21 protein-coding genes are annotated in these 24,131 nt (G+C 59.2%); 4 read left to right on the forward strand and 17 right to left on the reverse strand.

The window, feature by feature from the left end:
• Positions 1-123: 123 nt before the first annotated feature.
• From ACW5W8_RS16420 to ACW5W8_RS16445, 6 genes are all read right to left on the reverse strand, one after another.
• Entirely contained in the window at positions 124-1,926 is a 1,803-nt protein-coding gene (locus ACW5W8_RS16420) for an aminopeptidase P family protein (RefSeq protein WP_498628815.1), read from the reverse strand.
• A 33-nt stretch (positions 1,927-1,959) separates the two neighbouring features.
• Positions 1,960-2,625 (reverse strand): GntR family transcriptional regulator, encoded by a 666-nt coding sequence (locus tag ACW5W8_RS16425; RefSeq protein WP_042062182.1) that lies wholly within the window; start codon positions 2,623-2,625, stop codon positions 1,960-1,962.
• Between the two features lie 194 nt (positions 2,626-2,819).
• The gene (gene pckA / locus ACW5W8_RS16430) at positions 2,820-4,445 is read right to left on the reverse strand and encodes a phosphoenolpyruvate carboxykinase (ATP) (RefSeq protein ID WP_498628817.1); all 1,626 of its coding nucleotides are present in this window, start codon (positions 4,443-4,445) and stop codon (positions 2,820-2,822) included.
• 149 nt (positions 4,446-4,594) lie between these two features.
• Positions 4,595-5,479: an Hsp33 family molecular chaperone HslO gene (gene hslO / locus ACW5W8_RS16435; protein WP_033137965.1), complete on the reverse strand. Its 885-nt coding sequence runs from the start codon at positions 5,477-5,479 to the stop codon at positions 4,595-4,597.
• Positions 5,480-5,556: 77 nt separating this feature from the next.
• Positions 5,557-5,955 (reverse strand): ribosome-associated heat shock protein Hsp15, encoded by a 399-nt coding sequence (hslR, locus tag ACW5W8_RS16440; protein ID WP_005340141.1) that lies wholly within the window; start codon positions 5,953-5,955, stop codon positions 5,557-5,559.
• Between the two features lie 255 nt (positions 5,956-6,210).
• Positions 6,211-6,591 carry a hypothetical protein gene (locus ACW5W8_RS16445; RefSeq protein WP_005340143.1) on the reverse strand — a complete coding sequence of 127 codons (381 nt, stop codon included), beginning with the start codon at positions 6,589-6,591 and terminating at the stop codon, positions 6,211-6,213.
• Positions 6,592-6,776: 185 nt separating this feature from the next.
• On the opposite strand from ACW5W8_RS16445, the gene ACW5W8_RS16450 reads away from it, so the two are divergent.
• Positions 6,777-8,165 (forward strand): bifunctional NUDIX hydrolase/phosphatase PAP2 family protein, encoded by a 1,389-nt coding sequence (locus ACW5W8_RS16450; protein ID WP_498628822.1) that lies wholly within the window; start codon positions 6,777-6,779, stop codon positions 8,163-8,165.
• A complete protein-coding gene (ydiK, locus tag ACW5W8_RS16455; RefSeq protein ID WP_498628824.1) occupies positions 8,162-9,247 on the forward strand; it encodes an AI-2E family transporter YdiK in 1,086 nt (361 codons plus the stop codon). The genes ACW5W8_RS16450 and ydiK overlap by 4 nt, the downstream gene beginning before the upstream one ends.
• A 644-nt stretch (positions 9,248-9,891) precedes the next feature.
• Here ydiK and ACW5W8_RS16460 read toward each other — a convergent pair.
• Positions 9,892-11,112, reverse strand: a complete 1,221-nt coding sequence (locus ACW5W8_RS16460) for a DUF4365 domain-containing protein (protein WP_498628826.1) — start codon at positions 11,110-11,112, stop codon at positions 9,892-9,894.
• Positions 11,113-11,475: 363 nt separating this feature from the next.
• Positions 11,476-12,606, reverse strand: a complete 1,131-nt coding sequence (locus tag ACW5W8_RS16465; RefSeq protein WP_498628828.1) for an agmatine deiminase family protein — start codon at positions 12,604-12,606, stop codon at positions 11,476-11,478.
• A gap of 360 nt (positions 12,607-12,966) precedes the next feature.
• Here ACW5W8_RS16465 and dhaR point away from each other — a divergent pair, with 360 nt between their 5' ends.
• A complete protein-coding gene (gene dhaR, locus ACW5W8_RS16470; RefSeq protein WP_498628830.1) occupies positions 12,967-14,868 on the forward strand; it encodes a dihydroxyacetone kinase operon transcriptional regulator DhaR in 1,902 nt (633 codons plus the stop codon).
• 89 nt (positions 14,869-14,957) lie between these two features.
• Here dhaR and ACW5W8_RS16475 read toward each other — a convergent pair whose 3' ends face one another.
• The 8 genes from ACW5W8_RS16475 to ACW5W8_RS16510 form a co-directional block, all read right to left on the reverse strand.
• The gene (locus tag ACW5W8_RS16475) at positions 14,958-16,040 is read right to left on the reverse strand and encodes a glycerol dehydrogenase (RefSeq protein WP_498628832.1); all 1,083 of its coding nucleotides are present in this window, start codon (positions 16,038-16,040) and stop codon (positions 14,958-14,960) included.
• A 144-nt stretch (positions 16,041-16,184) separates the two neighbouring features.
• A complete protein-coding gene (gene dhaM / locus ACW5W8_RS16480) occupies positions 16,185-16,901 on the reverse strand; it encodes a dihydroxyacetone kinase phosphoryl donor subunit DhaM (RefSeq protein WP_498628834.1) in 717 nt (238 codons plus the stop codon).
• Position 16,902: 1 nt separating this feature from the next.
• Positions 16,903-17,532: a dihydroxyacetone kinase subunit DhaL gene (dhaL, locus tag ACW5W8_RS16485; protein WP_498628835.1), complete on the reverse strand. Its 630-nt coding sequence runs from the start codon at positions 17,530-17,532 to the stop codon at positions 16,903-16,905.
• A gap of 15 nt (positions 17,533-17,547) precedes the next feature.
• A complete protein-coding gene (gene dhaK, locus ACW5W8_RS16490; RefSeq protein ID WP_252413103.1) occupies positions 17,548-18,618 on the reverse strand; it encodes a dihydroxyacetone kinase subunit DhaK in 1,071 nt (356 codons plus the stop codon).
• Positions 18,619-18,847: 229 nt separating this feature from the next.
• A complete protein-coding gene (locus ACW5W8_RS16495; protein ID WP_042032197.1) occupies positions 18,848-20,206 on the reverse strand; it encodes an NCS2 family permease in 1,359 nt (452 codons plus the stop codon).
• 272 nt (positions 20,207-20,478) lie between these two features.
• The gene (cspE, locus tag ACW5W8_RS16500) at positions 20,479-20,688 is read right to left on the reverse strand and encodes a transcription antiterminator/RNA stability regulator CspE (RefSeq protein WP_156854046.1); all 210 of its coding nucleotides are present in this window, start codon (positions 20,686-20,688) and stop codon (positions 20,479-20,481) included.
• Positions 20,689-21,291: 603 nt separating this feature from the next.
• Complete coding sequence (gene yjbD / locus ACW5W8_RS16505; protein ID WP_005340165.1) at positions 21,292-21,576, reverse strand: DUF3811 domain-containing protein; 285 nt, start codon at positions 21,574-21,576, stop codon at positions 21,292-21,294.
• 146 nt (positions 21,577-21,722) lie between these two features.
• Entirely contained in the window at positions 21,723-22,625 is a 903-nt protein-coding gene (locus tag ACW5W8_RS16510; RefSeq protein ID WP_498628838.1) for a cation diffusion facilitator family transporter, read from the reverse strand.
• A gap of 461 nt (positions 22,626-23,086) precedes the next feature.
• Between ACW5W8_RS16510 and ACW5W8_RS16515 the strand changes: the two genes are divergently transcribed.
• On the forward strand, positions 23,087-23,212 hold the full coding sequence (locus ACW5W8_RS16515) for a hypothetical protein (RefSeq protein WP_257686581.1): 126 nt from the start codon (positions 23,087-23,089) through the stop codon (positions 23,210-23,212).
• 72 nt (positions 23,213-23,284) lie between these two features.
• Here the strand turns inward: ACW5W8_RS16515 and ACW5W8_RS16520 are convergent, their stop codons facing one another.
• The gene (locus ACW5W8_RS16520; protein WP_498628863.1) at positions 23,285-24,028 is read right to left on the reverse strand and encodes a substrate-binding periplasmic protein; all 744 of its coding nucleotides are present in this window, start codon (positions 24,026-24,028) and stop codon (positions 23,285-23,287) included.
• Between the last annotated feature and the right edge of the window lie 103 nt (positions 24,029-24,131).

Genomic DNA, 24,131 nt, shown 5'->3' on the forward strand with positions numbered 1-24,131 from the left:
TGCTGGAGCGTTACGGGAAGGAGGTGAATATCAAAGCGTGTATGCATGAGGCGCTGGGACACCCCATGCAACACGTAATTGGGACATAGCCATAAAAAAACAGGGCCCGCAGGCCCTGTGTCATCAGATGAGGCTGGTTGCCTGCTCCAGCCAGGCGAGATCTTCGCCCTCGAGCAGCGGGCTCAGGCGGCGGAACACCTCGACGTGGTATTCGTTGATCCAGCGGAATTCGGCCGGGCTCAGCAGGCTGCGGTCGATCAGGCGGGTATCGAACGGCACGTAGGTCAGCCGCTCGAAGCCCAGCATCGGCAGCTCGCCAACCTGTTCCAGCTCGGTCACCACCACCAGGTTCTCGCAGCGGATACCGAAGCCATCTTCACGGTAGTAGCCCGGCTCGTTGGAGAGCACCATGCCCGGTTGCAGGGCGACCATGCTCCCTTTCGGCGCGATGCGCTGGGGCCCTTCGTGGACGCTCAGGAAGTGGCCGACGCCGTGGCCGGTGCCGTGGTCATAGTTGTAACCGGCTTGCCACAGCGGCATGCGGGCCAGCACGTCGAGCTGGATGCCGGCGGTGCCGCGCGGGAAGCGGGCCTGATCCAGCGCGATATGGCCCTGCAGTACGCGGGTAAACATCGCTTTCTGCTCGTCGCTCACCTCTCCCACCTTGATGGTGCGGGTGATGTCGGTGGTGCCATCCATATACTGGGCGCCGGAGTCCAGCAGATAGAGGCTGTCCTGGCCAAACGCGCGCGGGGTGCCGTTAGTGTGGTGGTAGTGGCACATGGCGGCGTTGGGGCCGAGTGCAGAGATGGTATCGAAGCTCGGCTCGACGTAGTGCTCCTGCTCGCGGCGGAACGCCTCGACCTGATCGGCCAGGGTGCCTTCATCCACTCCTTCGAACTCGCCGGAGGCGACCAGCCGATCCAGCCAGGCAAAGAAGCGGGTCATGGCCACGCCATCGCGCAGGTGAGCGGCACGCATGCCGGTCAGCTCGATCTCGTTCTTGCACGCTTTCGGCAGCATGGTGGGGTCCTGCCCTGCCACCAGAATGGCACCCGCCTCTTCCATGATGAGCTGGGTCCAGGCGTTGGCGCTGTCCGGATCGGCCAGCACCTTCTGCTGATCTTCACCGATGCGTTGCAGCACGTCGCCCAGCTTATCGATGGGGTAGACGGAGACATCCTGGCCAACGTGTTGGGTGAAAGCGAAGCAGTCAATTTTGTCGGTATCGACGAAGAAATCCATGCTGGTGTTGGCGTAGAGCACAGCAAAGCCCAGCACCACCGGCAGCCGGTCGATATCGCGGCCACGCAGGTTGAGCAGCCAGTTGATGGGCTCGGCCTGGGTCAGCAGCACGGCATCCAGCCCGCGCTTGCGCAGGTCGGCCGCCAGCTGTTCACGTTTGGACTGGCTGGACTGGCCTGCCAGCTCCTCGCTGTAGAGGATGACCGGGCTCTTGGTCGGCTCCGGGCGATCGCTCCAGTACTGGTCGATGGGGTTCTGCTCGACGCGGATCAGCTCTATACCGCGGTCGGCCAGCACCGCCTTGGCATTCTTGTACCAGGTCAGGCTGTGCAGGCGGGCATCGAAGCCGACCCGGGAGCCTGACGGCAGTTGCTCGGCCAGCCATTGCACATGAGGATTCTCAATGAGGTGGAGGAATTCGAACAGTTCGGCGGGAGTTTGCATCCGCGCCTGCACCGTATAGCGACCATCGACAAAGAGGGCTGCTCGCTGGGCCATGATGATGGCGACTCCGGCAGAGCCGTTGAAACCGGTGATCCAGTCAAGCCGCTCGGCATAGGCGGGGATGTACTCGCCGAGGTGCTCATCATCGTGGGGGACGATAAAGGCGTCCAACTCCTGCATGGCCAGCTCGGCCCTGACTTGGGCGACGCGGGTTTCAATTATCTCGAAATTATTCATGTCGTTAGTGCCAGATGGTTGCTATATGAGTGTTCAGTTTTTATGGCCGCTGGCCAGGATCCGCTTGATCGACTGGCCCGCCGCTTCGATATGCTGCTTGAGCAGCACCACCGCCTCGTGCTTGCGCCGGGCGCGGCACAGTTCCAGCAATTGGGCGTGTTCACGCTCCGCCTTGTCCACGCCGTCGCTGGCAAAGAGCAGCTCGAAGCGGACATAGCGGTCACAGCTCAGATTGATCTGGGCGATGAGATCCAGTGCCTGGGGGCGACCGGCTGCCTGATAGAGGGTGGCGTGAAAGCTGTGGTTCAACTCGGCCCAATGTTCAATCTGGGTGCCTGACTCCAGGGCGTGATCAAACTGGGCGAGGATCGCCTCCGCTTGTGCGAAGGTGGCTTCCGTCATCTTGTCGACGGCGTGAAACAGGGTATCGGCTTCCAGCAGCGCTCGCAAATAAAAGAGCTCTTCGATGGCCGAGGCGTCCAGCATGGTGACCACGGCGCCGCGATGGGCTTCGAACTTCACCAGCCCCTGCGCTTCCAGCTGCATCAGGGCTTCGCGCACCGGGATGCGGCTCACGGCCAGCTCTTTGGCAATGGCATCCTGACGCAAGGGGGCGCCAGCGGGGAACTCCCCACGGAGGATCCGGCCACGGAGGTTTTCCATCACCATCTGGGTTCGGGTCTTGTAGGGTGGGGTCATGGTCGGGTCACGATTGGGCGTTACAGAATTGTATATTGTATAAAGTTTGGCTGAATCTAACCTGTCACAACAGGCAAAGGCAAGGTTTTGGCCCCTTTAACGGGGACGATGGCGGCGTTCGGGGCCGCCATAAAAATAAAAATGCCGATCAGCATGGCTGACCGGCATGATGTCACTGATACGACGCGAGCCTGTTACAGCTGCGGACCTGCCGCTACCAGACGTTTGCCCTCGTCGTTATCGGTGAAGCGCTCGAAGTTCTTGATGAAGCGCTGGGCCAGATCCTGCGCCTTGGCATCCCACTCGGCCTTGTTGGCGTAAGTGTCGCGCGGGTCGAGGATGGCCGGGTTCACGTCGTGCAGTGCAGTCGGCACTTCCAGATTGAAGATCGGCAGCACCTTGGTCTCGGCCTTCTCGATGGAGCCATCCAGGATGGCATCGATGATGGCGCGGGTATCCTTGATGGAGATGCGCTTGCCGGTACCGTTCCAGCCGGTGTTGACCAGATAGGCCTCTGCACCGGCGGCTTCCATCCGTTTCACCAGCTCCTGACCGTACTTGGTCGGGTGCAGGGAGAGGAAGGCTGCGCCAAAGCAGGAGGAGAAGGTCGGAGTCGGCTCGGTGATGCCGCGCTCGGTACCGGCCAGTTTGGCGGTGAAGCCAGACAGGAAGTGGTACTTGGTCTGCTCCTTGGTCAGTTTGGAGACCGGGGGCAGCACGCCGAAGGCGTCAGCAGTCAGGAAGATCACCTTGGTGGCGTGACCTGCCTTGGAGACCGGCTTGACGATGTTGTCGATGTGATGAATGGGGTAGGAGACGCGGGTGTTCTCGGTCTTGGAGCCATCATCGAAGTCGATGGTGCCATCGGCAGCAACGGTCACGTTCTCCAGCAGCGCATCGCGACGGATGGCGTGGTAGATGTCCGGTTCAGCCTCTTCGGAGAGCTTGATGGTCTTGGCGTAGCAGCCCCCTTCGAAGTTGAACACGCCGTGGTCATCCCAGCCGTGCTCGTCATCGCCGATCAGCTGACGCTTGGGATCGGTGGAGAGGGTGGTCTTGCCGGTGCCGGAGAGGCCGAAGAAGATGGCGACGTCGCCGTCCTGACCCACGTTGGCGGAGCAGTGCATGGAGGCAATGCCGCGCAGGGGCAGGAAGTAGTTCATCATGGAGAACATGCCCTTCTTCATCTCACCACCGTACCAGGTGCCACCGATGAGCTGCATCTTCTCGGTCATGTTGAAGGCAACAAAGTTCTCGGAGTTGAGACCCTGCTCTTTCCAGTTCGGGTTGGTGCACTTGGCACCGTTCATCACCACGAAGTCGGGTTTGAAGGTTTTCAGCTCTTCATCGCTCGGGCGGATGAACATGTTTTTCACGAAGTGTGCCTGCCAGGCCACCTCGGTGATGATGCGCACGGCCAGGCGGGTATCCGGGTTGGCACCGCAGAAACCGTCGATCACAAACAGGCGCTTGCCGGAGAGCTGTTTGGTGACCAGCCCTTTCAGATGTGACCATACTTCGGGGGTAATCGCTTTGTTATCGTTTTTACCCTGGTCAGACCACCACACAGTATCCTGGGTAGTGGCATCTTTGACGATATATTTATCTTTCGGGGAGCGACCGGTGAAGATTCCGGTGTTTACATTGACGGCGCCCAGCTCGGTCACCACACCGCGCTCGAACCCTTCCAGGTCAGGGCGTGTCTCTTCCGCGAAAAGCTGCTCGTAAGAGGGGTTGCGAACGATTTCTTGGCTGTTTTTGATGCCGTACTGGTCCAGTCCTAATTGTTGGGCCAGGGTGGGTTCTGCCACGATTGTCATTGTATTCTCCTGGGTTCAGAGGTTGGTAGGGTTCTATCTGACGGTCATCCTATCACTTAGGTGGTAGAGTTTAGCGATCGCCATCAAACTTTATAAAATAGGGTGTTTTTTTGTTATTAAAGTTAAAGGCGGGTTTTGCCCGCCTTTAATTAGTGTAACTTGTTTGCATCATTGCCGGGAGCCCTGCTGAACAGGGTTTCGACATCGATCCCATTAAATTGGTACTGGGCGCCGCAATAATCACAGTGCATGTCGATCTTGCCGAGTTCCTGCACCATCTCCATTACCTCTTCCTTTTCTATCTGCAGCAGGGCCCCTTCGCAGCGCTCGCGGGAGCAGGTGCAGCGGAACTCGACCGCCTGCGGATCGAACACCCGTACCTTGTCCTGATGGTAGAGACGGTAGAGGATCTCCTCGGCTTCCAGACCGAAAAGCTCTTCATCCTTGATGGTGCTGGTGAGCTGGGTCAGGTGATCGAAATCGTTGCTGTGATCCTCGCTCTGGGCGGGCAGCTCCTGCAGCATGATGCCGGCAGCGCGCGGTTCGCCTTCGTGGTAACCGGTGCGGATCCACAGCTTGGTGGCCAGCTGTTCGGAGCGGGCAAAGTAGTGCTCCAGACAGCCAGCCAGGGTGTCGGCGTCCAGCGCGATGATGCCCTGATAGCGCTCGCCCTGCTCCGGGGTGATGGTGATGATCAGCTGGCCGTTGCCAATCAGGCTCTGCAGCTTGCCATCGCTCGGCAGCTCGCCTTCATAGCGGGCCACGCCGCGCAGCTGCTGGTTGTTGTCACCGTTGATCACGGCCAGACGCACCGGGCCATCGCCCTGCAGTTGCACCGTGATGGAGCCTTCAAACTTGAGGGTGGCGGTCAGCAGGCTGGTGGCGACCAGCAGCTCGCCCAGCAGTTTTTGCACCTGCACCGGGTAGTTCTGGGCTTCCACTACGTGGCGGTAGGTGTGATCCAGCTGGACTAGCTCGCCACGCACTTCGTACTCTTCAAACAGATAGCGATACAGCAGATCTTGGTTGCTCATCATGTATTCCTGGCTTTTCGGTGAGGTAAATCGGGCGGGCTGGGGTTGATGCCAGCCCGGTATCAAATCGGGGTCGGTCAGTATTGTTTGACCTTGAGCAACTGGCGTCGCTCCTGCTTGTCGGGGCGGCGCTCGGGGCTGGGGGCAAACTGGCTGTTGAAGCGGCGTGCCTCGCTGTTCTCGGCCCGTTTTTTCAGGCTCTCGGCGGTCTCTTCATAGAGCTGCTGGGCCAGCGGGGCCGATTTGCGCTGCTCGCTCAAGGCCAGCACCCGCACTTCGCGTTCGTCCTGCCCCTGCCAGAAGCGGATCAATGCACCCACTTCCACCTGTTTGCCCGGTTTGCTGCGCTGACCATTGTAGTGCACCTTGCCCCCGTCTATCTGATCCCGCGCAATGGAGCGGGTCTTGTAGAAACGGGCTGCCCACAGCCACTTGTCGAGACGAACCTCGAGGGCACTTTCTGCATGATTGGGCATGAACAGGCTCCATAACGGGGAAAAGAGGTGGTCGATTATACCAGAGCACGGGGTCGGGATAGAAACCGGGCCGCCGCCGCGCGGGGCGCAAACCATGTCAAGGTGATGCAACATATGGGCAGTTTGCTGATTCACAAGGGAAAGCCGCTGCTTTATCGGGTATTCATGGGGCAGGGAGGGGCCTCCATACCGCGCATATAAAGCTGCCGCCCCGATTGGGGGCGGCAGCGTTCACATCCGTTGACCACGGCTCAGTCAGAAGTGATCGTGCTGATCCGGCTTCTTCTGGTCGTGCGGCCCTTCGCTGTGGGCGATGGCGGTGCGGATGAGGTCAACCCCGGCACGGATAATCAGTACCCCCATGTTGACCAGCTTGACGCAGACCCACATGAAGGTGATGAGCAGGATCAGCTTGAGCACGGTCTGGAAGGCTTCCAGGAAGTTCTGCTCCAGCTGGGCGGTCAGGCCGTTGGCGCTGGTCATCAGCCAGGTGTAGACCTCGCGCACGAACGGGATACGGCTTGGCATCTCCAGCACATCCAGTGCGGCAGGGAGCGCCTGGAAGATGACGATGCTGCCGAACAGGATCAAAATGACACCGATGGCGATGCCGAGGAAAAAGCCGAACTGTCTCATGGAGGGCTCCAGCATTTGCTGCATGAAATTGAAGATAGCCGCCAATAGTAGGGAGTGCCCTCGCTCATCGCAATCTTCCGTGCACCGCCATCGCGGCGGGAACGGCGGCGATCCGGCCGCGACCATTGCCCAACTATCTGATTTCTGGGAGGCTTGTCGCCATTGTGCATAGGGAACGCAAATTGATGTCGAGAACCCTCTTTTTACTCTTGCTGGCGCTGTTTGCCGCTCTGCCAGCCCTGAGCGCCGAACCGGCGGCACCGACGGCGGCGGCCTGCGCCATTCGTCATCAGGATCAACTGCTGCTGGTGCAGGATCGCATCTCCTCCCGCTACAGCCTGAGCGGTGGCTATATAGATGGCGGTGAGAGCCCGCAGCAGGCGGCGCTGCGCGAACTCTATGAGGAGACCGGCCTGCGGGGGGAGGTGGTGCAGGAGCTGGGTCGCTGGCAGCGAGCGGTTATCTTCGCTTGTCGCACTCTGGAGCCTATCATCGCCCAGCAAGATTCCGATTTTGTCTCGCTGCTGAAGGCCCCCAATCTGGGCGGGGAGATCCTTAACGCCCGTCTGATCGCGGTGGACAAGCTGCCCCGCGAGCAGCGCCGCTTCCCCGATCAGCTCGACTGGCTGCAAGCCCGGCTTGGCGAGCTGCCCGAGAGCGAGGTGCGCTGGCAGGCCGATTTCGTGGCGCAGAGCAATGCGCTGCATCAGGCCGAGATCCCGCTGATGCTGCGCCTGCAGCAGTGGCTGGGGCCCGATGTCTGGTGGCTGTCGGTCAGCAATCTGTTTGGTTCAGGCGGCTTTCAGCTTGCCCTGATACCTTTGCTGCTCCCGCTGCTGGGGTGGCCACGGCTGCGCCAGCTGCTGTTCGCCATGCTCTGGCTTGGCTTGCTGGTGCAGGCAAGCAAGGAGGGGATTGGCTGGCCGCGCCCCTTCCATCTGCAACCTGAACTGGCGACTCACAGTGCTCAGGGCTTTGGCATGCCGAGCGGCCACACTGCCTCGGCCCTGCTGTTCTGGGGGGCGCTGCTTGGCTGGCTCTGGCCTGCCCGGCGGGGGCTGGCCTATTCGCTGGCCTTGCTGCTGGCGCTGACCACAGGTCTGGCGCGGGTCTGGCTCGGGGTGCACTTTATCTCCGATGTGGCGGCGGGGCTGCTGATTGGCTCCTTGCTGCTGGCGGTTCGCCCATACTGGCGGCTGGATCAGCGCTCCTCGGTCTGGGGCGTGCTGATCGCCGCCGCACTGGTTTGCGCTGGCCTGAGCCAGTCGGCCCATCTGGCCGGGATCGGGCTGGCGGCGCTGGGCCTCTGGCTTGGAGGGCGGGTCACGCTGGTGCGCGATGGTTATTCTCCGTGGCTGACCGGCGCCGTGGTGCTGGCGGGCATGCTGTTGATGGTGGCGGGCGCGTGGGCATTGCCGCTGCTGACCAGTAGTTCGCTGGCTATCCTGCTTGGTCAGTTTGTGCTCTTTTTCGGGCTGGGGCTCTGGTTGAGCGCTGGCCTCTGGTGGATACTATCTCTCTTGAAACAAGACTCTCGACCCAGGGGCGGATGCCCTGACAGGGAAACCCTATGAACATGAAAAAAGTGGATTTGGCCAAGATAACCCTGGGGGTGCTGTTTATCAGCATCCTGATTATCTCCTGTTTCCTGGTGTTGCAGCCCTTTCTGCCCGCGCTGGTGTGGGCCACCATGATCACCATCGCCACCTGGCCGTTGATGCTGATGGTGCAGCGGGTGTTGTGGGGCAAGCGGTCGCTGGCGGCCCTCTTTATGACGCTGGTGCTGCTGCTGATGTTCGTTATCCCGCTCTTTATGACGCTGGCCAATGTGGCGGAGAAGGCCCCCATGCTGATCGAGCTGGGCACCAGTATCAGCCACTCACCGCCGCCGGAGCTGCTCTGGCTGCAACAGATCCCGCTGGTGGGCGACAAGCTCTATGGCTTCTGGCAGCAAATTCTGGCGAGCGGTGGTCAGGTGCTGTTTGCCAAGCTGGCTCCCTACTTTGGCCAGACCGCCCGCTGGCTTGCCGCTCAGGCGGGCAATCTGGGGCTGCTGTTCGTTCACTTCCTGCTGACGGTCGGTATCTGCGGCCTGCTCTACCACTCGGGTGAAGTGGTGGCGACCGGCATTCGCCGCTTCGCCCACCGTCTGGCCGGGCAACGGGGCGACAACGCCACCGTACTCGCTTCACAGGCGATCCGTGCCGTGGCGATGGGGGTGGTGGTGACCGCGCTGGTGCAATCCTCGGTAGCCGGTATTGGCCTGCTGATTGCCGGTATCCCCTACGCCATGGTGCTGGTGGTGGTGATGTTCCTGCTGATCGTCGCCCAGATCGGCCCCTTCCCGGTGCTGCTGGCCTGTATCGGCTACCTCTACTGGAGCGGCGACACCACCTGGGGCACCTTCCTGCTGGTCTGGTCACTGTTTGCAGGCACCATGGACAACTTCCTGCGCCCCTTCCTGATCAAACGTGGCGCCAACCTGCCGCTCATCCTCATTCTGGTGGGGGTTATCGGCGGCTTGCTGGCGATGGGGATCATCGGTCTGTTTATCGGCCCCGTGGTGCTGGCGGTGGGCTACACCCTGCTGGATGCCTGGATCAAGGAAGATGACCAACCGGCGGCCGCGGCGGTTGAAGCGCCCAAGGCCGAGTGACGATTCAGTAAAAAGACGATTCGGTAACAAGACGATTCAGCCATCCATCGCTGATGCCAGGAGCCGCCCATAAGGGTGGCTCTGTTATTTGTGGTGATTGCGATTATGGCTATTTGTGGTGATTGCGATTATGGCGATAGTGTCAGGCTGGTAGATCCGCGCCAACCTGCACATCCCACATATTACCGTCTCATGTAGGTTCGATTAGCGAAACGTAATCGGACGATCGAGATGCCGCTGTTCCGGTATTTCCGTGAGTCAGCGGCATCTGGCAGAGGGGAAATGCGGGTGACTTATGGCGGTAAAGCAGAGCGGGCAAGCGGTATAAGCTGAATTTATGGGTTTGTGTTAAATGCCCCAATTTTTGCTTATACCGATGTCTGTCCAGCCCCTACGCCACGATTTGGCCCGTTACAGGCCTGTCACCGGCAATGGCCGATTTGTGCCAACCCGTATGCACCCTATATTGCCGTCCCACGCAGGTTTGATTAGCGAAGCTTGATTGGAGAATCGAGATGCCGCCGTTCCGGTATTTCCGTGAATCAGCGGCATCTGGCAGAGGGGAAATAGGAGTGGGCGTTATAGCGGGGGAATGGATTGACGCGAACGTCCGATTACGCCTGACGGCTAATCGAACCTACGGGCTAGGTGATCTTGTTCAATTCGTATTTCAGGCCTTCAAAAGCTTCAGAGAAATACTGGGCTTGATTCTTTATGTTAAAAATCGCGTTTTGCTCGTTAGGATACTCTGGAAGCATAAAAATATTATCTAAGTGAGCAATCATGCTTTGAAATTTTGTCGATGCCTCTTTGCATTCATAAGATGATAACCCAATAGACACTCCTTTTTCATAAATGTCATTAGCTATAGACTTGTTTGTTTCGATAAACTGACATAACTCCTGAAATAGCACATCTGTGCCTGAGTACAACTTAAATACGTGCTCTAGCTCAGCAAACAAATGTGATGATTTAATGAGCGCATCATTAACGAACTGAATAAATGTTTCTTTGGGCATCTCATTTTTATGATTGTATTCAGCTGTTGTTAAGTACATAGAGTTCCAGACAACATTTACCCCATCGCCTATCTCTTGCCCATTTTGAGAGGAAGGTCGGAATTTTTCTTCAAGATCACGATCTATCCACTCTGATTTACACAGATAGTTATTATTTCGTTCATCTTGAGGAGTTGGATAAATAAACAGCCAAACAACATCTGCCGGTTTGTTTTTCCAGGCGAATCTTGTGTGTTCACTTCGGTGATATTCGCACATTTTTATCTCTTCGTTTAAAGTGCGAATGATTGTAAGTAACTCAGCTTGACTATGCTCTTTAGACAATGTGACTCGTGCAGAATATCGTTTTGCACCACCAAGACTGTTATCTGATATTTTATTGATGGTGTAATCTGGGATGATTTCAACTAGCTTTGCAAGACGACGTAAGTCGTTGTTCATACCCGCATTTACTTCTTGCTGAAAAGGGATAATAACTTTCCAAGCTTTGCCTGTATAGCTAATAGTATGCTTAGTTATTGCTTGCCAGTATGCAATGTTATTGTCGATGTCACACAAAACAATTAAAACAGGCAGTGAATGATTAAGCCAATATTCTAAGTGTTCCATTTCGCCACGGTAGACGTAACCATCTTTTGTCGTTTCTTTAAACCAAGATGCACCCGATTTAATTTGCAATGCAATTAATCTTCCCGAAGCTAAATTTTCGTCAACTAGCTCAACGTGAGCATCTATCCCACAATCAACAATTGGTTGTTCCCGAAAAATGTATCCACATCTTTCGAAGAGTAAACCTGTGGTTTGAACCCCGATACGATCTGTTTGAGAGCTGCGACTATATTTCATTGCTTGAATTTTCCAATGATATCGAAAAGCTATATAACACCACTTCGTCCTGCTTCCAGCGAAAAGTTATTTTCAATCACAACATCGCAGCCAACCTCAGGGGTTGAACGCATTCGTTCAATATTCCCCTTTGGCACTGATTTTTTGCTGTTGAGCCAAAATACACTTCTGGAGCAGCAATGGAAAGTGCTATCCCGTCTCAGCTACTTGAATAACTCGGGAGTGTGATCGAGGTGACACGCCATATGGCGTAGTGGCCAATATACAGGGCTGCTGATCAGGAGCTTGTGGTTAACAGAAAGAGGCATGGATAAATAACCCGGGGCGTGGCAACGCCCCGGGTTATCAGTGGGTAGGAAAGGGTCAGACTGGCTGGTGGAGGGTGATGCAGTGAATACCGCCACCACCGGCGGCGACCGGATCGATATTGATCTGCACGATGTCGCGGCCGGGGTAGAGGCGGGTCAGCAGCTCGTGGCAGTAGCTATCGGCGGCCTTGTCGCCAAACTCGGGGGCGATCACCGCACCATTGATCGGCAGATAGTTGATATAACCGGCGGCAAAGTCGCGGCTGCGGCTAAAGCGGTTGTCCCGCCCATCGAGCGGGGGCGGCAGCACATGCAGCTCCAGCTTGTTGCCGTCCGCATCGGTGGCCTGCTTGAGGATGGCCAGATGCTGGCGGGTCACCTCGTAGTCGTGGGACTCCGGATCGTTGTCCAGATTGACCACCACCACCCCGGGGCGGACAAAGCGGGCGTAGAAATCGACGTGGGCATCTGTAATGTCCTTGCCCTTGATGCCCGGTAACCAGATGATTTTGCGCAGCCCCAGATTGGCTTTCAGCTCCGCCTCCAGTTGCGCCTTGCTCACCCCCGGGTTGCGGTTGCTGTTGAGCCAGCAGCTCTCGGTCATGATGGCGGTGCCGTTGCCATCCACCTCGATGCCGCCCCCCTCGCCAGTCAGCTTGCTCTGCAGATAGTGAGCATCCGCCTGCTTGCTGACCAGCTCGGCTACGCCCGCATCCTGTTCGTGCTCCTGCTTGTCGCCCCAGCCGTTGAAGTTGAAATCCACCAGCCCCAGTTCCCCTTCGCCGTTCTGGACGAAGACGCCACCGGTATCGCGCAGCCAGATATCGTCCAGCTCGGCGACGATAAAGCGGGTGTTCTGCTCGCCACAGAGCTTGCGGGCCAGCGCCTCCTCCTCTTCGCGGCAGAGCACACTCACATTGGTGTAAGGGGTCATGGCTTTAACCAGCCGCCCTATGGTGGCCTGCACCTCTTTGTAGTCGCGGCCCCAGATATCGGCGCTGGCGGCAAAGGCGACCCAGACTTGCGCCTGAGGGCCAGCCTCATCGGGCATATGGAACGGCTCGCCGCTGGCAGCATCCTCATCGGCATTGCTGCTGGCCGCGTGGGCCTTGCCCGGCAGGTTGCCGAGCCCGGCCAGCGCACCGATGGCCGCCAGCTGTTTCAATACGTTGCGTCGGGATGGCATCAAAAAACTCCTTGGCTAAGTGCTCTCTTTGCGGTGGCCGAATGACCGGGAGTGACCCGCGCTGTTAATCCAATCGCGCTGAGTAATAGACTATCCGTGCTCATGGCGGCGAACAAACGATCGATGTCCCATAAAAGGGATAAGTGCAGCCAATCAATGGCGCTCAAACCATGGCCCCGCAGGAGCATCAGGAGAGGTAAGGAGTGCCGCGCCTTCTGCCACTGGCTCGGCCAGCAATTGGCTGACGTGAACCCGAGCGGGAGGAGGGTGGGGTTGCCACCCTCTGAGGCAGGTCACTGAATCGGGGGCGCTGGCGTGGTTAAATGGTCGGCTCACATCTTGCCGGATATTGCTGTGACCATGCCATCTGACCTTCAGCCGCTGCTTGCTTGGCCTGACTATCTGCAGGCATCCTGGCTGCGCTGCGCCCACCAGACCAGTGCCAGCCTCTGGCATCCGCCCCACAGTGCCAAGGGGCAGACCTTGCAGAGCCTGCGCCAGCGCAAGCGCGACCTGCTCACCACCGGCGAGATGGCCCTCGAGGACCTCTACGAATTTATGGAGGGGCGCCCCTGCGCCCTGCTGCTCACCGACGAGAGCGGCTGCCTGCTGGCCCAGACCGGCCACCCCGGTACGCTGGCTGAGCTGGCGGTTCTGGGGTTTGGCCCCGGCGCCTTTTTCAGCGAAGGGCGCATCGGCACCAATGCCATCAATCTGGCGGCGCTGGAGGGAGTGCCGCTCTGCGTCAGCGGCCCCCAGCACTTCAACCAGACCCTCCACCCGTGGCACAGCTGCGCCAGCCCGGTCTACAACAGCAATGGCCGTCAGGTCGCCATCATCGCGTTGATCTGCAAGATGGAGGAGGCGAGCGCTGGCGATCTGGCGCTCACCGTCAGCGCCGGGCGCGAGCTGGCCCATCTGCTGCAGATGGAGACCCTGATGCAGGAGTCCCAGCATCACCTGAGCGAACTTTACGCCCTGCTCGATGGCATGGATGACGGTGTGCTGGCTTGGGACCCGCAGGGTAGGCTGCGCTACCTCAACGCGCTGGCGGCACAACGGCTGCGGCTCGATCCCGCGCTCTGTCTCGGCCAACCGCTGGAGCAGCATCTGCTGTTGCCGCAGCGGTTGCAGCTGGCCATCAGGGGGCAGACGCCGCTGAGTCATGTGGAGGTGACGCTGGAGCGGCTCGGCGCGCAGGAGGGGGAGTTTATCAATGCGCTGGTGAGCCTCAAGCCGTTGCCGGGGCCGGAAGGGGTCAGCTTTATCGCCCTGCTGCACCCGGTCGATCGGCTGCGGGCGATTCATCAGCTGCGCCAGACGGTGCCCGAGCTGTCGGCGCTGGTGGGGGAATCGAGCGCCATGCGCAAGCTGCTGCGCTACGCCCGGCAGGCGGCCCAGAGTCAGGGGCCGATCCTGCTGCGCGGCGAGGAGGAGGTGGGCAAGGCCCAGCTGGCGGAGGCGATCCACTTTGGCAGCGAGCGGGCCGCCGGGCCGCTTATTACCCTCAACTGCAAGGCGCTGCCGAGCGAGCGGATGGCGCTGGAGCTGATGGGGTCCGACGAGGCGGGGCAGGAGCGGGCGGGCAAGTTCGAGCTGGCCCACGGTGGCACCCTGGTACTGGAGCAGGTGGAGTGCCTCTCCGCCCCCATGCAGGCGGCGTTGCTGCAACTGCTCAAGACCGGTCGCATCCAGCGCTTCGATTCGGCCCGCATCCTGCCGCTCAAGGTGCGGATCATTGCCACCAGCAGCGCCCCGCTGGAGCAGCTGGTGCAGGAGGGGCTTTTTGGCCGCCAGCTGCTCTATGCCTTGCAGGCGTGCGAGCTGTGGCTGCCGGGGCTGCGGGAGCGCGCGGCGGATCTGCCGGGCCTGATCAGCCAGCAGTTGGCGGCGCAGGGACGCGAGCCGGTGCGCCAGTTCAGTCCGGCGGCCCTCGATTGCCTGCTCGCCTATCCCTGGCCCGGCAATCTGGGGGAGCTGCGCAGTGCCGTCGAGCATGCGCTGCTTCACGCTGGTCAGGGGCCGATCCCGCCCGAGGCGCTGCCCGCCGCCATTCGGCACGGTTATCAGCAGGTGGCGGACGAGGTGGTGGGGCAACCGCTGCTCACGCTGGCGGAGCTGGAGCGGCAAGCCATCCTGCGCTGCGCCCACGCCTGCAAGGGGCAGGTGAGCCAGATGGCCCAGCATCTTGGCATCAGCCGCACCACCCTGTGGCGGAGGCTCAAGCTGCTCGAGATCGATCCCGCCGATTATCACGGCTGATGGTGAGCCGTCGCCAAGAGGCCCGCAGAAAACGACAAGGCCCCGCAGATGCGGGGCCGTCTTATATGGCAGGGTCAGTGGTGGCGCAGTTACAGCCCCAGCTGGTGGGCGGTGACGATGGCCGCCAGCACATCCTCGGCGGTGACCTTGAACGGCATGTTGTGGATGGTCTCGCCCTCGGCGGTGGAGGCTTTGGCCACCTCTATCAGGCGCGCCATATCCAGCTCCTTGACCCCCATCATATGCAGGTTGGTCGGCAGGCCCACCGAGCGGCAGAAACCCAGCACGGTCTCGATCTCCGCCATCGGGGAGTTCTCCAGCACCAGCTGCACCAGAGTACCGAACGCCACTTTCTCACCGTGGTAGAGGTGGTGACACTCGGCCAGCTGGGTCAGACCGTTGTGGATGGCGTGGGCGGCGGCCAGTCCGCTGCTCTCGAAGCCGATACCGCTCAGGTAGGTGTTGGCCTCGATGATGTTCTCTACCGCCTTGGTGCAGAGTCCCTGTTCCACCGCCAGCTTGGCCTTGTAGCCGTCGGCCAGCAGGGTCTTGTAGCATAGCTCGGCAATGGCCTGCGCCGCCAGCGTGGAGGCTCCACCGGCCATGGTCTGGCAGCCGGAGACCTTGTTGGCGCGCGCCTCGAAGTAGGTGGAGAGCGCATCCCCCATGCCGGAGACCAACAGCCGTACCGGGGCGCGGGAGACCACGCCGGTATCCATGATGACCATGTTGGGGTTGGTCGGGATCATCAGGTATTCGCTGAACTGCCCTTCCGGGGTGTAGATGACCGCCAGCGCGCTGGTGGGGGCATCGGTGGAGGCGATGGTGGGCACTATGACCACCGGCACCTTCTGGTAGAAGGCGACCGACTTGGCGGTATCCAGCGTCTTGCCGCCGCCGATGCCGATGATGACGTCAAACGGGGTCTGCTTGCAGCGGGCCAGCAGGCGGTCGATCTCGGGGCGGGAGCACTCGCCGTTGAAGCAGTCGAACTCGGGCTTGATCCCCGCGCCGTGGAAGCTGGTGGCCACTGTATCGCCTACCAGCTTGGTGACGAAGGCATCGGCCAGGATCAGCGGCTTGCTGCCGAGCGCTTTAACGTAGTTGCCGATATTGGCGAGGGCCCCGTTGCCTTGCACGTATTTGCTGGGGCTGATGATAATGCGGTCCATATTTTATCCCTCTCTCTAGTTCATAAGACTTCTTTTGAAACTAACAGGGGCGAAGGGGCGGCAGTGCCGGGGACTCCTTCGTCTTGAATGAAGCTGCACAGGCTCAGCGAGCGAATGCAGCCCTTGAAACAGTGGTGTGCGGCGTTAGTCGCCGAAGCGCTCGGCTGCCAGTTGCTGGAAGCAGGCCAGGGCGGCGTTGGCATCCTCCCCGCGTGCCAGCAGGGTGAGCTGATCGCCCTGACGCACGTTGAGCATGGCGAGCCGGGTCAGGCTACGGGGATTGGTCTCTTTATCCCCCCTTTGCAGCTTGAGTTCAGCGGCAAAGGGCTTGAGGGCGGCCACCAGTCGGGCGGCGGGGCGCACATGCAGGCCGTGGGGGTTATCCACCACCACCTCGCAGCGCAGCCAGCCGTCGTCGGCAACGGGGGCTGTCTCGGAGGCGGTCTGCGCTTGGCTGGCAGGCAGCATCGCCTGTTTCGGGCCCAGCGCGCCGAGCGCCTCGGCGGCTACCTCATCCAGCGTCAGGCCGGAACCGGCCGCCACCACGGCGGCCAGCGTGCCCTCGACCAGCGGGGCGGGGCAGAGCCGCACCCGTGCGCTCAACTCCGGTGGCAGCAGTTCGAGGGCGGTTTCGGCGCTGAGCAGGGCGCTGCCCAAGTCCATCAGCACCAGCACGCCGCTGCCGTCGTCCGCCTCTTCAATCGCACTCATCACCGCGATGGCATCGGTGCCGATGGGGTGGTCGGGGTCATCGACCCCGGCCGCCAGCAGCAAGCGAGCCGGACTGCCGAGCTGGTCGGCCAGCGCTTTCAATCCGGCAGCCAGCATGGCGCTGTGAGAGACAACTACGATTCCGATCATGTCACAACCTCGCTCTGTCACGCAGGGCGGTCAGCAGCAGCAGGGTCGAGGTGGCCCCTGCATCCTGATGGCCGATGCTGCGCTCGCCAAGATAGCTGGCGCGCCCCTTGCGGGCCTGCATCTGGATGGTGGCCTCGGTACCGGCTGCGGCGGCTGCCACCGCCTTGTCCAGCGCTTCGCTGATCGACAACTCTTGCTGCTGCGCCTGCTGCAGGGCGGCCAGTGCCGGCCACCAGGCATCGCACATGGTCTTGTCGCCCGGCTCGGCACGGCCACGGGAGACGATCCCCTCGATGCCATCGCTCAGCATTTTGCACAGCTGGCTGAGGCTCAGGCTCTGGCAGGCGTCGCTGCTGGCCGCGGCTCGGATAAAGAAGGTGCCGTAGAGCGGGCCGCTGGCGCCGCCGACCGAGGAGAGCAGGGTCATGCCGGTGGTTTTCAGTACCTGACCGATATCCTTGTCCGCCACTGCGGGCAGCTTCTCGGCCACCTTGGCGAAGCCGCGTTGCATGTTGAGGCCGTGGTCGCCGTCGCCGATGTCGGTATCCAGCGCGGTGAGGTAGTCGCGCTGCTCGGTAAAGATGTGTTCGCAGTCGAGCAGCCAGTTGACGATTTGGTGTTTGCTTAGCATGGCTATCGGCACTCCTTAGCAGCCGCGACGCAGGGCGGGGGTGTGAACGGGGGCATCCCACAGGGTCATCAGTTCGTCATCCACCTTGAGCAATGTGATGGAGATACCGGTCATGTCGAGGGAGGTGCAGTAGGGGCCGATCAGGTTGCGCACCAGATGGATGCCCGCCTCCTCGCACAGGGTGGCAAGGCGACCATAGACGCCATAGAGCTCGGAGATGGGGGTGCCGCCGAGGCTGTTGACCAAGGCGATGACCCGATCGCCCTTGTTGAGTGGCTCGATAAAGGTGTGCTCTTCCTGCCAGCTGCCGCTGGTGCGATCCCAGTGGCGCAGGGTGCGGCCGTAGGGGGTGTTGTCAGCAAGCTCGCTGAACATGTCGTCCACCAGGGTATTGAGGTTGGTGAAGGGGCGACGCTCGATGCCAGGCTCGCCGTGGATACCGACGCCGAACTCCATCTCGTTGTCCGCCAGGGTGAAGGAGGGCTTGCCGGCGGCAGGCACGGTGCAGGCATGCATGGCCACGCCTATGGTACGGCTCTGGTTGTTGATGCGACGGGCCAGCGCCTCGCAGCGCGCCAGATCGTAGCCCGCCTCGGCGGCGGCACCGACCAGCTTCTCGCACAGCACGGTCGTGGCGACGCCACGGCGGCCGGCGGTGTAGAGGCTGTCTTTGACCGCCACATCGTCATCGATCAGGGCGAAGCCCACTTTTACGCCATCGCCGTGCAGCAGCTCGACCGCGGTCTCGAAGTTGAGCACGTCGCCGGTGTAGTTCTTCACCAGAAACAGCACGCCCGCGCCGCCATCAACGGCCTGACCGCACTCGTACATCTGATCCGGGGTCGGGGAGGTAAAAATCTCGCCGGGGCAGGCGCCATCCAGCATCCCCTTGCCCACCAGACCACCGTGCATCGGCTCGTGGCCGCTGCCACCGCCGGAGACCAGCGCCACCTTGCCCATCACGGGGGAGTCGGCGCGGGTGATGTAGTGGGGTTCGATACGTACCTTGAGCTCGGGGTGGGCGGCTGCCATCCCCATCAGTTGTTCACGGACCACGGCATCGACGGCATTGATCAGTTTCTTCATGGCTCACTCCTTGGCTTGCCACCGCACGGGTGGGCAAATGGTTGATGGAGCCAGTCTAACGGGATAAATCGGGAGAAAAATGACGGCCTGTTCGGTTCGGATTTGAAACAGCAGAGGGGGTATCAGTGTTTCAATCTGAAACTACGCAGGGCTGGCGGGCGGGAAACTGTTAGCTGACTCACAGCCATGAAAAAGGGCCCCGCAGGGCCCTTCGCTACAACCGTACGGGTTAGATGGCCCAGCCACCGGCGTAGAAGACCACCAGTGCCACGGCGATGATGACGGTGCCGACGTTCAGCTTCTTCCACTCGGCAGCAAACAGGCGACCGATGACCAGTGCCACGAAGCCCAGCATGATGCCGGTCACGATGTTGCAGGTGAGCACGATAAAGACGGCGCACAGCATGCCGGAGAGCGCATCGACCGAGTCGCTGAAGTCTAGCTTGGTGACGTTGCCCAGCATCAGCAGACCGACGTACATCAGGGCCGGTGCGGTGGCGTAAGCCGGTACCAGATAGCTCAGTGGGGAGAGGAAGATCATCAGCAGGAACAGCACGCCGACCAGCGCTGCGGTCAGACCGGTTTTGCCACCGGCCGCAGTGCCTGCGGCAGACTCGATGTAAACGGCAGCCGGAGCACCACCGACGGCGCCCGCCACCATGCTGCTGACGGAGTCGGCAGTCAGGGCCTTGCCGCCGCTGATGATGTGGCCACGCTCGTTGATGAGGCCTGCCTGACCGGCCACGGCACGGATGGTACCGGTGGCGTCAAACACGGCGGTCATCACCAGCGCCAGTACGGTCGGAATCACCACCGGATTGAGGGCGCCCAGCAGATCCATGCTGCCTACCAGCGAGCCTTTCTCGCCAGTCAGGCTCGGCATGGCGAAGAAGCCCTGCCAGGTTACTTTCGGGTCGAAGATAAGGCCGAGGATGGAGATGGCGATGATCACCATCAGGATGCCGCCCGGCACCTTGCGACGCTCCAGACCGAAGATCGCGGCCAGGCCCAGCACCGTCATGATGACCGGGAAGGCGGTCACTTCACCCAGTTGCACCGGCAGACCGGCCCCTTCGTTCTTGATCACCATGCCAACGCCGTTGGTGGCGATCAGCAGCAGGAACAGACCGATACCGATGCCGGTACCGTGGGCGATGCCGGAGGGTAGGTTATCCAGGATCCACTGGCGCACGCCGGTGACGCTGATCAGGGTGAACAGCACACCCATCAGGAAGATGGCGCCCAGCGCGACCGGAATGCTCAGCCCCTGACCCAGTACCAGACTGAAGGCGGTAAAGGCGGTGAGGGAGATGGCGCAACCGATAGCCATCGGCAGCTTGGCCCACAGCCCCATCAGCAGGGAGCCGAAGGCGGCGATCAAACAGGTGGCCACAAACACCGGGCCCTGCTCAAAGCCGGCAGCACCCAGCATGTTCGGCACCACAATGATGCTGTAGACCATGGCCAGGAAGGTGGTCAGCCCCGCGACCAGCTCCTGACGCACGCTGCTGCCGCGCGCAGAAATGGAAAAATAAGAGTCCAGAAAGCCGCCAGTCCCTGTTTGGGCGGCCATATCTTGCTTTGCCATAACTAATCCTGAAAGTGTGAAGGAAATCGTTTGCGTTGGTGGCGCGCAAAATAGCAAGAATCTGTGACAAAAGCAGCGGATAACTGGAATTTTTCCTCAAGATCTCTGCATGGGAAGCCATTCGAAGCTTGTTTGGAGACTCAATTGATAAGAGACAGCGAAAAACAGCTCGGAGCTGGTGAGGGACGGGGAGGGGATGGCGGTGAGCAGATAGCAAAAAACCCGCCTTGGCGGGTTTTTTCATTCAGACCGGACGGTTGCCCGGGCGTGAATTACAGAGCTACTACGTTGGCAGCAGCCGGGCCTTTCTGGCCTTGCTCGATGGTGAACTCAACGCGCTGACCTTCGTCCAGGGTTTTGAAACCCGGGGTCTGGATGGCGGAGAAGTGAACGAACACATCTTTGCTGCCATCAACCGGGGAGATGAAACCAAAACCTTTTTCGGAGTTGAAGAACTTAACGGTACCAGTCACTTTAGACATAATAATTTCTCTTTAATTTAGTGTTAGAAATGCCATCAGATGGCAAATTTGATTTTTCGTCAGCAATACGTATGGGGAGCACTAAAGAAGGAGAATTATTTGATAAGAACTATCCGAGGATAACGCTTATGCTAATCACTGCTTTACTAAAATGACTGCCTAACATAATCAGGTCTGAACTGCCGAACTATCGAGGGCGATTAAAACACGCTCTCATTTTTAAAGCAAACATTATCTCGATATTAATGTTTTGTAACAGCTAAAAATATCATTTTTTATAGTAAACATGATGCATTTCAACGACATAGAAAAATCAGTGCAGACTCATATCACCCTGTAGCAAGCCGGATTCGGCTTTGTTGTCCTGACTATGTTGCCAGTTCTGGCAAAAAATATGAGAAAAAATGAAAAGCTGGCGATCGCCGGGGATTGTCCGTTTGCGTTCTATCTAACCCACAATGTGAATCGACCCTCAGCTGCTGCAATTAGCGCTTGAGAAGCAAATCTACGGCAGTATCAAATCGGGATCATCTGGGTATCACTCAGACATGCAAACGCCCGCAGGCCTCAGGTGCCAGCGGGCGTTTTTAAAGAAGGGGGGGATCAGCGCTTGCTGCGAAACTTGTTGCTGACCGAATCGATCCAACTGAAGGTTTCCGGCAGCACCTGATTCTTGGCGCGCTCTTTGGCTTTCTCGCGAGCCAGCTTGGAGGCAGCCTTGGCCGCTTCGGCGCGGTCGGCCACAATTTTCAGGCGACCCTCTTCGCGGATCTTGTTCCGCTCTCCGTTGGTCAGCTGGTGGTCTGCATTGGCTTGTGCCTTTTGCAATAACAAGGCTATCTCGGCTTTTTCGGCCTCGGTCAGATCTTTCATTTCCAGCTTTTTCACGGCGCGCTCCTGCGGCAGGGTGGTTAGACACCCTAACACAGTTGTGCCGATCACTTCTTATGCAATCGGCTTTCCGGCAGTAAAAGTGCGGGTTTGTGCCAACTTTCCGTTATTTCGCTGCCACTTTCCCGCCTGTTTGCCACATTTCAATTTATGGCGAGCGGTGAGGGCATCTCTTGCTCCTCCGGCTCGACGTGGATAAGCACGATGGCGTGGGGCAACTGCTCCATGATGGCGTGTTCGATGCGATCACAGATATCGTGGGCTTCGCCGATGCTCATCTCAGGGGGCAGGGTGAGGTGGAAGTCGATATGGCGACGACGACCGGCACGACGGCTGCGCAGATCGTGAAAACCGCTGGCGGCAGGGCAGCATTCGGTGATGATGCGGCTGGTCATCGCCAGCTCTTCCGGGCTCATGCTCTGGTCGATCAGCGGCTGGAAGGCCTCGTTGAGCATGCTGATGGCCTCTCTGAAAATAAAGATGGCGACCGCAATGGCCACCAGCGGATCGAGGATGGCGAGTGAATGGCCGAACAGACCGGCCAGCCAGATCCCGCCAAGACCGACGGCGACACCGGCTGAAGTGAGCACATCCGCCTTGAGATGGAGCGCATCGGCCGCCAGCGCGACCGACTCTTCTTCTCGGGCCACCTTGTAGAGGTAGGCAGAGACGCCGCTGTTGACCAGCGCCGAGATCACCATCACCAGCACGCCCCAGCCAATGCTTTCGATCGGGCTGGGGGTGATCAGCTTGTCGACGGCTTCGAAGATGATCCAGCCCGCGGCCAGCAAGATAAGCAGTGCTTCGATGACGCCGGAGACATTTTCAATCTTGTCGTGACCATAGGGGTGCCGTTCATCGGGCGGGAGATCGGACTTTTTCACCGCGAACAGGGCTATCAGGGCCGCCACCAGATCCATGGCGGAGTGGATCGCTTCCGAGATGATACTGACCGAGCCGCTGGCGAAACCAGCCACCACTTTCATGATGATCAGACTGATATTGGAGCAGACCGACACCATGGCGGCTCTGGTTTTTCTGTTCATGTCACAGCTTCCTGAATAAAAACGGATATTTCGGTGCGGCGCGCATTATATCCGGCTGACCGCAAATAACCTATTCGGTGTTGTAACCTGATGTTTCTGGTGATGTTGCGAATGCTTATTAAAATGGCGTCCACTTGAGTGGTGATAAATAATGAGAGGGGTTTATATTTATCCGTGGGAATATATTGAGAGCGATACATTAATATGAGCGGGACAACATTTAATAATGCGAATTACTCTTTTTTGGTCTTTCCTGTCGAGGTTGTGTGGCATCAGTGCCCCGGCGGCTGAGGACTGCATTTTTTGGGCGAGAATGAGGCTGGATCCGGATGCCACTGGAGGGTATGCTGGGTCTGGTGATGGGCTTGCACCATCTCACCAAGCGTACTGAAGTTGATGATTCGGATGGCATGCTGGCTCCCATGAGGATCCAACTGTCTGGGTAACATTTTTGGAGTTTGATGATGAGTAACAAAGAACATCACAACGGCAAAGATGCCAAGAAAAAACCGCAGATGTCACTGAAAGAGAAACGCGAAGCCAAACGTCAGAAAGCAGATCTGAAAAACGGCAGCGCAATGAAGTAACGCTCCTTTACTGCTGTTCCTTCGGAGCCAGTACAAAGCCAGCCCTTACCGGCTGGCTTTTATGTTTGTGGCTCACGGCGTGGCGCCGTAAGCCGCGAAAATCTGGTGATAACGACCATCCTGACGCATCGCCTCAAGACGCTTATCAAACAGATTGCGTGCATCGGCCGTTCGGAAGGCAAAGTGATAGATGGTGGGCGGGAAGAGGTCTGCTTGCCTGACCTGATTGCGCTCGTAGTGCTCGCCTGCTTGGGCGGTGGCGATCAGCTGGTCGAGGTAGTAGTAGAACACCCGCTCCTCCAGTACGACTGCATCGACCCTGCCGCGCATCAGCTGATGTACCTGCACCTGCTGCTTGGCTACCTCCTCATAGTGGGGATTCTGGTTGACCATGGTGGCGAACGCCTCCCCAAGGATGGTTCTTGCCCGTTGAAAGGCGGTGACCCGTTTTGAATGCAGGTCGTCCAGGGTACTGATGTGGGTGCTGCGCAGGGTGAAGATCCGGTTATGGAAGGTGATAACGGGCTGGGTCAGAACGTGCGGATCAACCATACCGGGTCTGACGTTGATGATGGCATCCAGCTTTCCTGAATCGAACAGGCGGAAGGTACGTTCTAGCGGCAGAAATTCAAAGCTGGGCTCATAGTCACTGCCAGCGAACGCCTCTTTCAGCAGATCCAGCTCGATGCCATTCTGATTACTTTCGATCACGTATGGAGGGATGGCAAAGCTGACCCCGACCTTGAGTGGCTTGGCCAGCAACTGGCCGGACAGCATGCTGGTCAGCATTAGCAATAAAGGGGTGAGCAGTTTCATTGCACTTTTCACAAAGCGTTCCTGTCGAGAATATCCATCATTGTAGGGGAGGCAGTCATAAAACGTCTTATCCCTTTCGGGGCTGAGTGCATAAAAAAAGACC

The sequence above is a fragment of the Aeromonas aquatilis genome, from assembly GCF_054052405.1.

What these genes read in the sequence shown, in the direction of transcription:
- dhaL (WP_498628835.1), bottom strand. Translation starts at nt 17,532, where the DNA reads ATGCTAAGCAAACACCAAATCGTCAACTGGCTGCTCGACTGCGAACAC.
- dhaR (WP_498628830.1), top strand. Translation starts at nt 12,967, where the DNA reads ATGCCATCTGACCTTCAGCCGCTGCTTGCTTGGCCTGACTATCTGCAG.
- ACW5W8_RS16425 (WP_042062182.1), bottom strand. Translation starts at nt 2,625, where the DNA reads ATGACCCCACCCTACAAGACCCGAACCCAGATGGTGATGGAAAACCTC.
- ACW5W8_RS16520 (WP_498628863.1), bottom strand. Translation starts at nt 24,028, where the DNA reads ATGAAACTGCTCACCCCTTTATTGCTAATGCTGACCAGCATGCTGTCC.
- ACW5W8_RS16515 (WP_257686581.1), top strand. Translation starts at nt 23,087, where the DNA reads ATGATGAGTAACAAAGAACATCACAACGGCAAAGATGCCAAGAAAAAA.
- ACW5W8_RS16420 (WP_498628815.1), bottom strand. Translation starts at nt 1,926, where the DNA reads ATGAATAATTTCGAGATAATTGAAACCCGCGTCGCCCAAGTCAGGGCC.
- ACW5W8_RS16465 (WP_498628828.1), bottom strand. Translation starts at nt 12,606, where the DNA reads ATGCCATCCCGACGCAACGTATTGAAACAGCTGGCGGCCATCGGTGCG.
- ACW5W8_RS16460 (WP_498628826.1), bottom strand. Translation starts at nt 11,112, where the DNA reads ATGAAATATAGTCGCAGCTCTCAAACAGATCGTATCGGGGTTCAAACC.
- dhaM (WP_498628834.1), bottom strand. Translation starts at nt 16,901, where the DNA reads ATGATCGGAATCGTAGTTGTCTCTCACAGCGCCATGCTGGCTGCCGGA.
- cspE (WP_156854046.1), bottom strand. Translation starts at nt 20,688, where the DNA reads ATGTCTAAAGTGACTGGTACCGTTAAGTTCTTCAACTCCGAAAAAGGT.
- ACW5W8_RS16445 (WP_005340143.1), bottom strand. Translation starts at nt 6,591, where the DNA reads ATGAGACAGTTCGGCTTTTTCCTCGGCATCGCCATCGGTGTCATTTTG.
- dhaK (WP_252413103.1), bottom strand. Translation starts at nt 18,618, where the DNA reads ATGAAGAAACTGATCAATGCCGTCGATGCCGTGGTCCGTGAACAACTG.
- hslO (WP_033137965.1), bottom strand. Translation starts at nt 5,479, where the DNA reads ATGAGCAACCAAGATCTGCTGTATCGCTATCTGTTTGAAGAGTACGAA.
- ACW5W8_RS16510 (WP_498628838.1), bottom strand. Translation starts at nt 22,625, where the DNA reads ATGAACAGAAAAACCAGAGCCGCCATGGTGTCGGTCTGCTCCAATATC.
- hslR (WP_005340141.1), bottom strand. Translation starts at nt 5,955, where the DNA reads ATGCCCAATCATGCAGAAAGTGCCCTCGAGGTTCGTCTCGACAAGTGG.
- pckA (WP_498628817.1), bottom strand. Translation starts at nt 4,445, where the DNA reads ATGACAATCGTGGCAGAACCCACCCTGGCCCAACAATTAGGACTGGAC.
- ACW5W8_RS16475 (WP_498628832.1), bottom strand. Translation starts at nt 16,040, where the DNA reads ATGGACCGCATTATCATCAGCCCCAGCAAATACGTGCAAGGCAACGGG.
- ydiK (WP_498628824.1), top strand. Translation starts at nt 8,162, where the DNA reads ATGAACATGAAAAAAGTGGATTTGGCCAAGATAACCCTGGGGGTGCTG.
- ACW5W8_RS16495 (WP_042032197.1), bottom strand. Translation starts at nt 20,206, where the DNA reads ATGGCAAAGCAAGATATGGCCGCCCAAACAGGGACTGGCGGCTTTCTG.
- ACW5W8_RS16450 (WP_498628822.1), top strand. Translation starts at nt 6,777, where the DNA reads ATGTCGAGAACCCTCTTTTTACTCTTGCTGGCGCTGTTTGCCGCTCTG.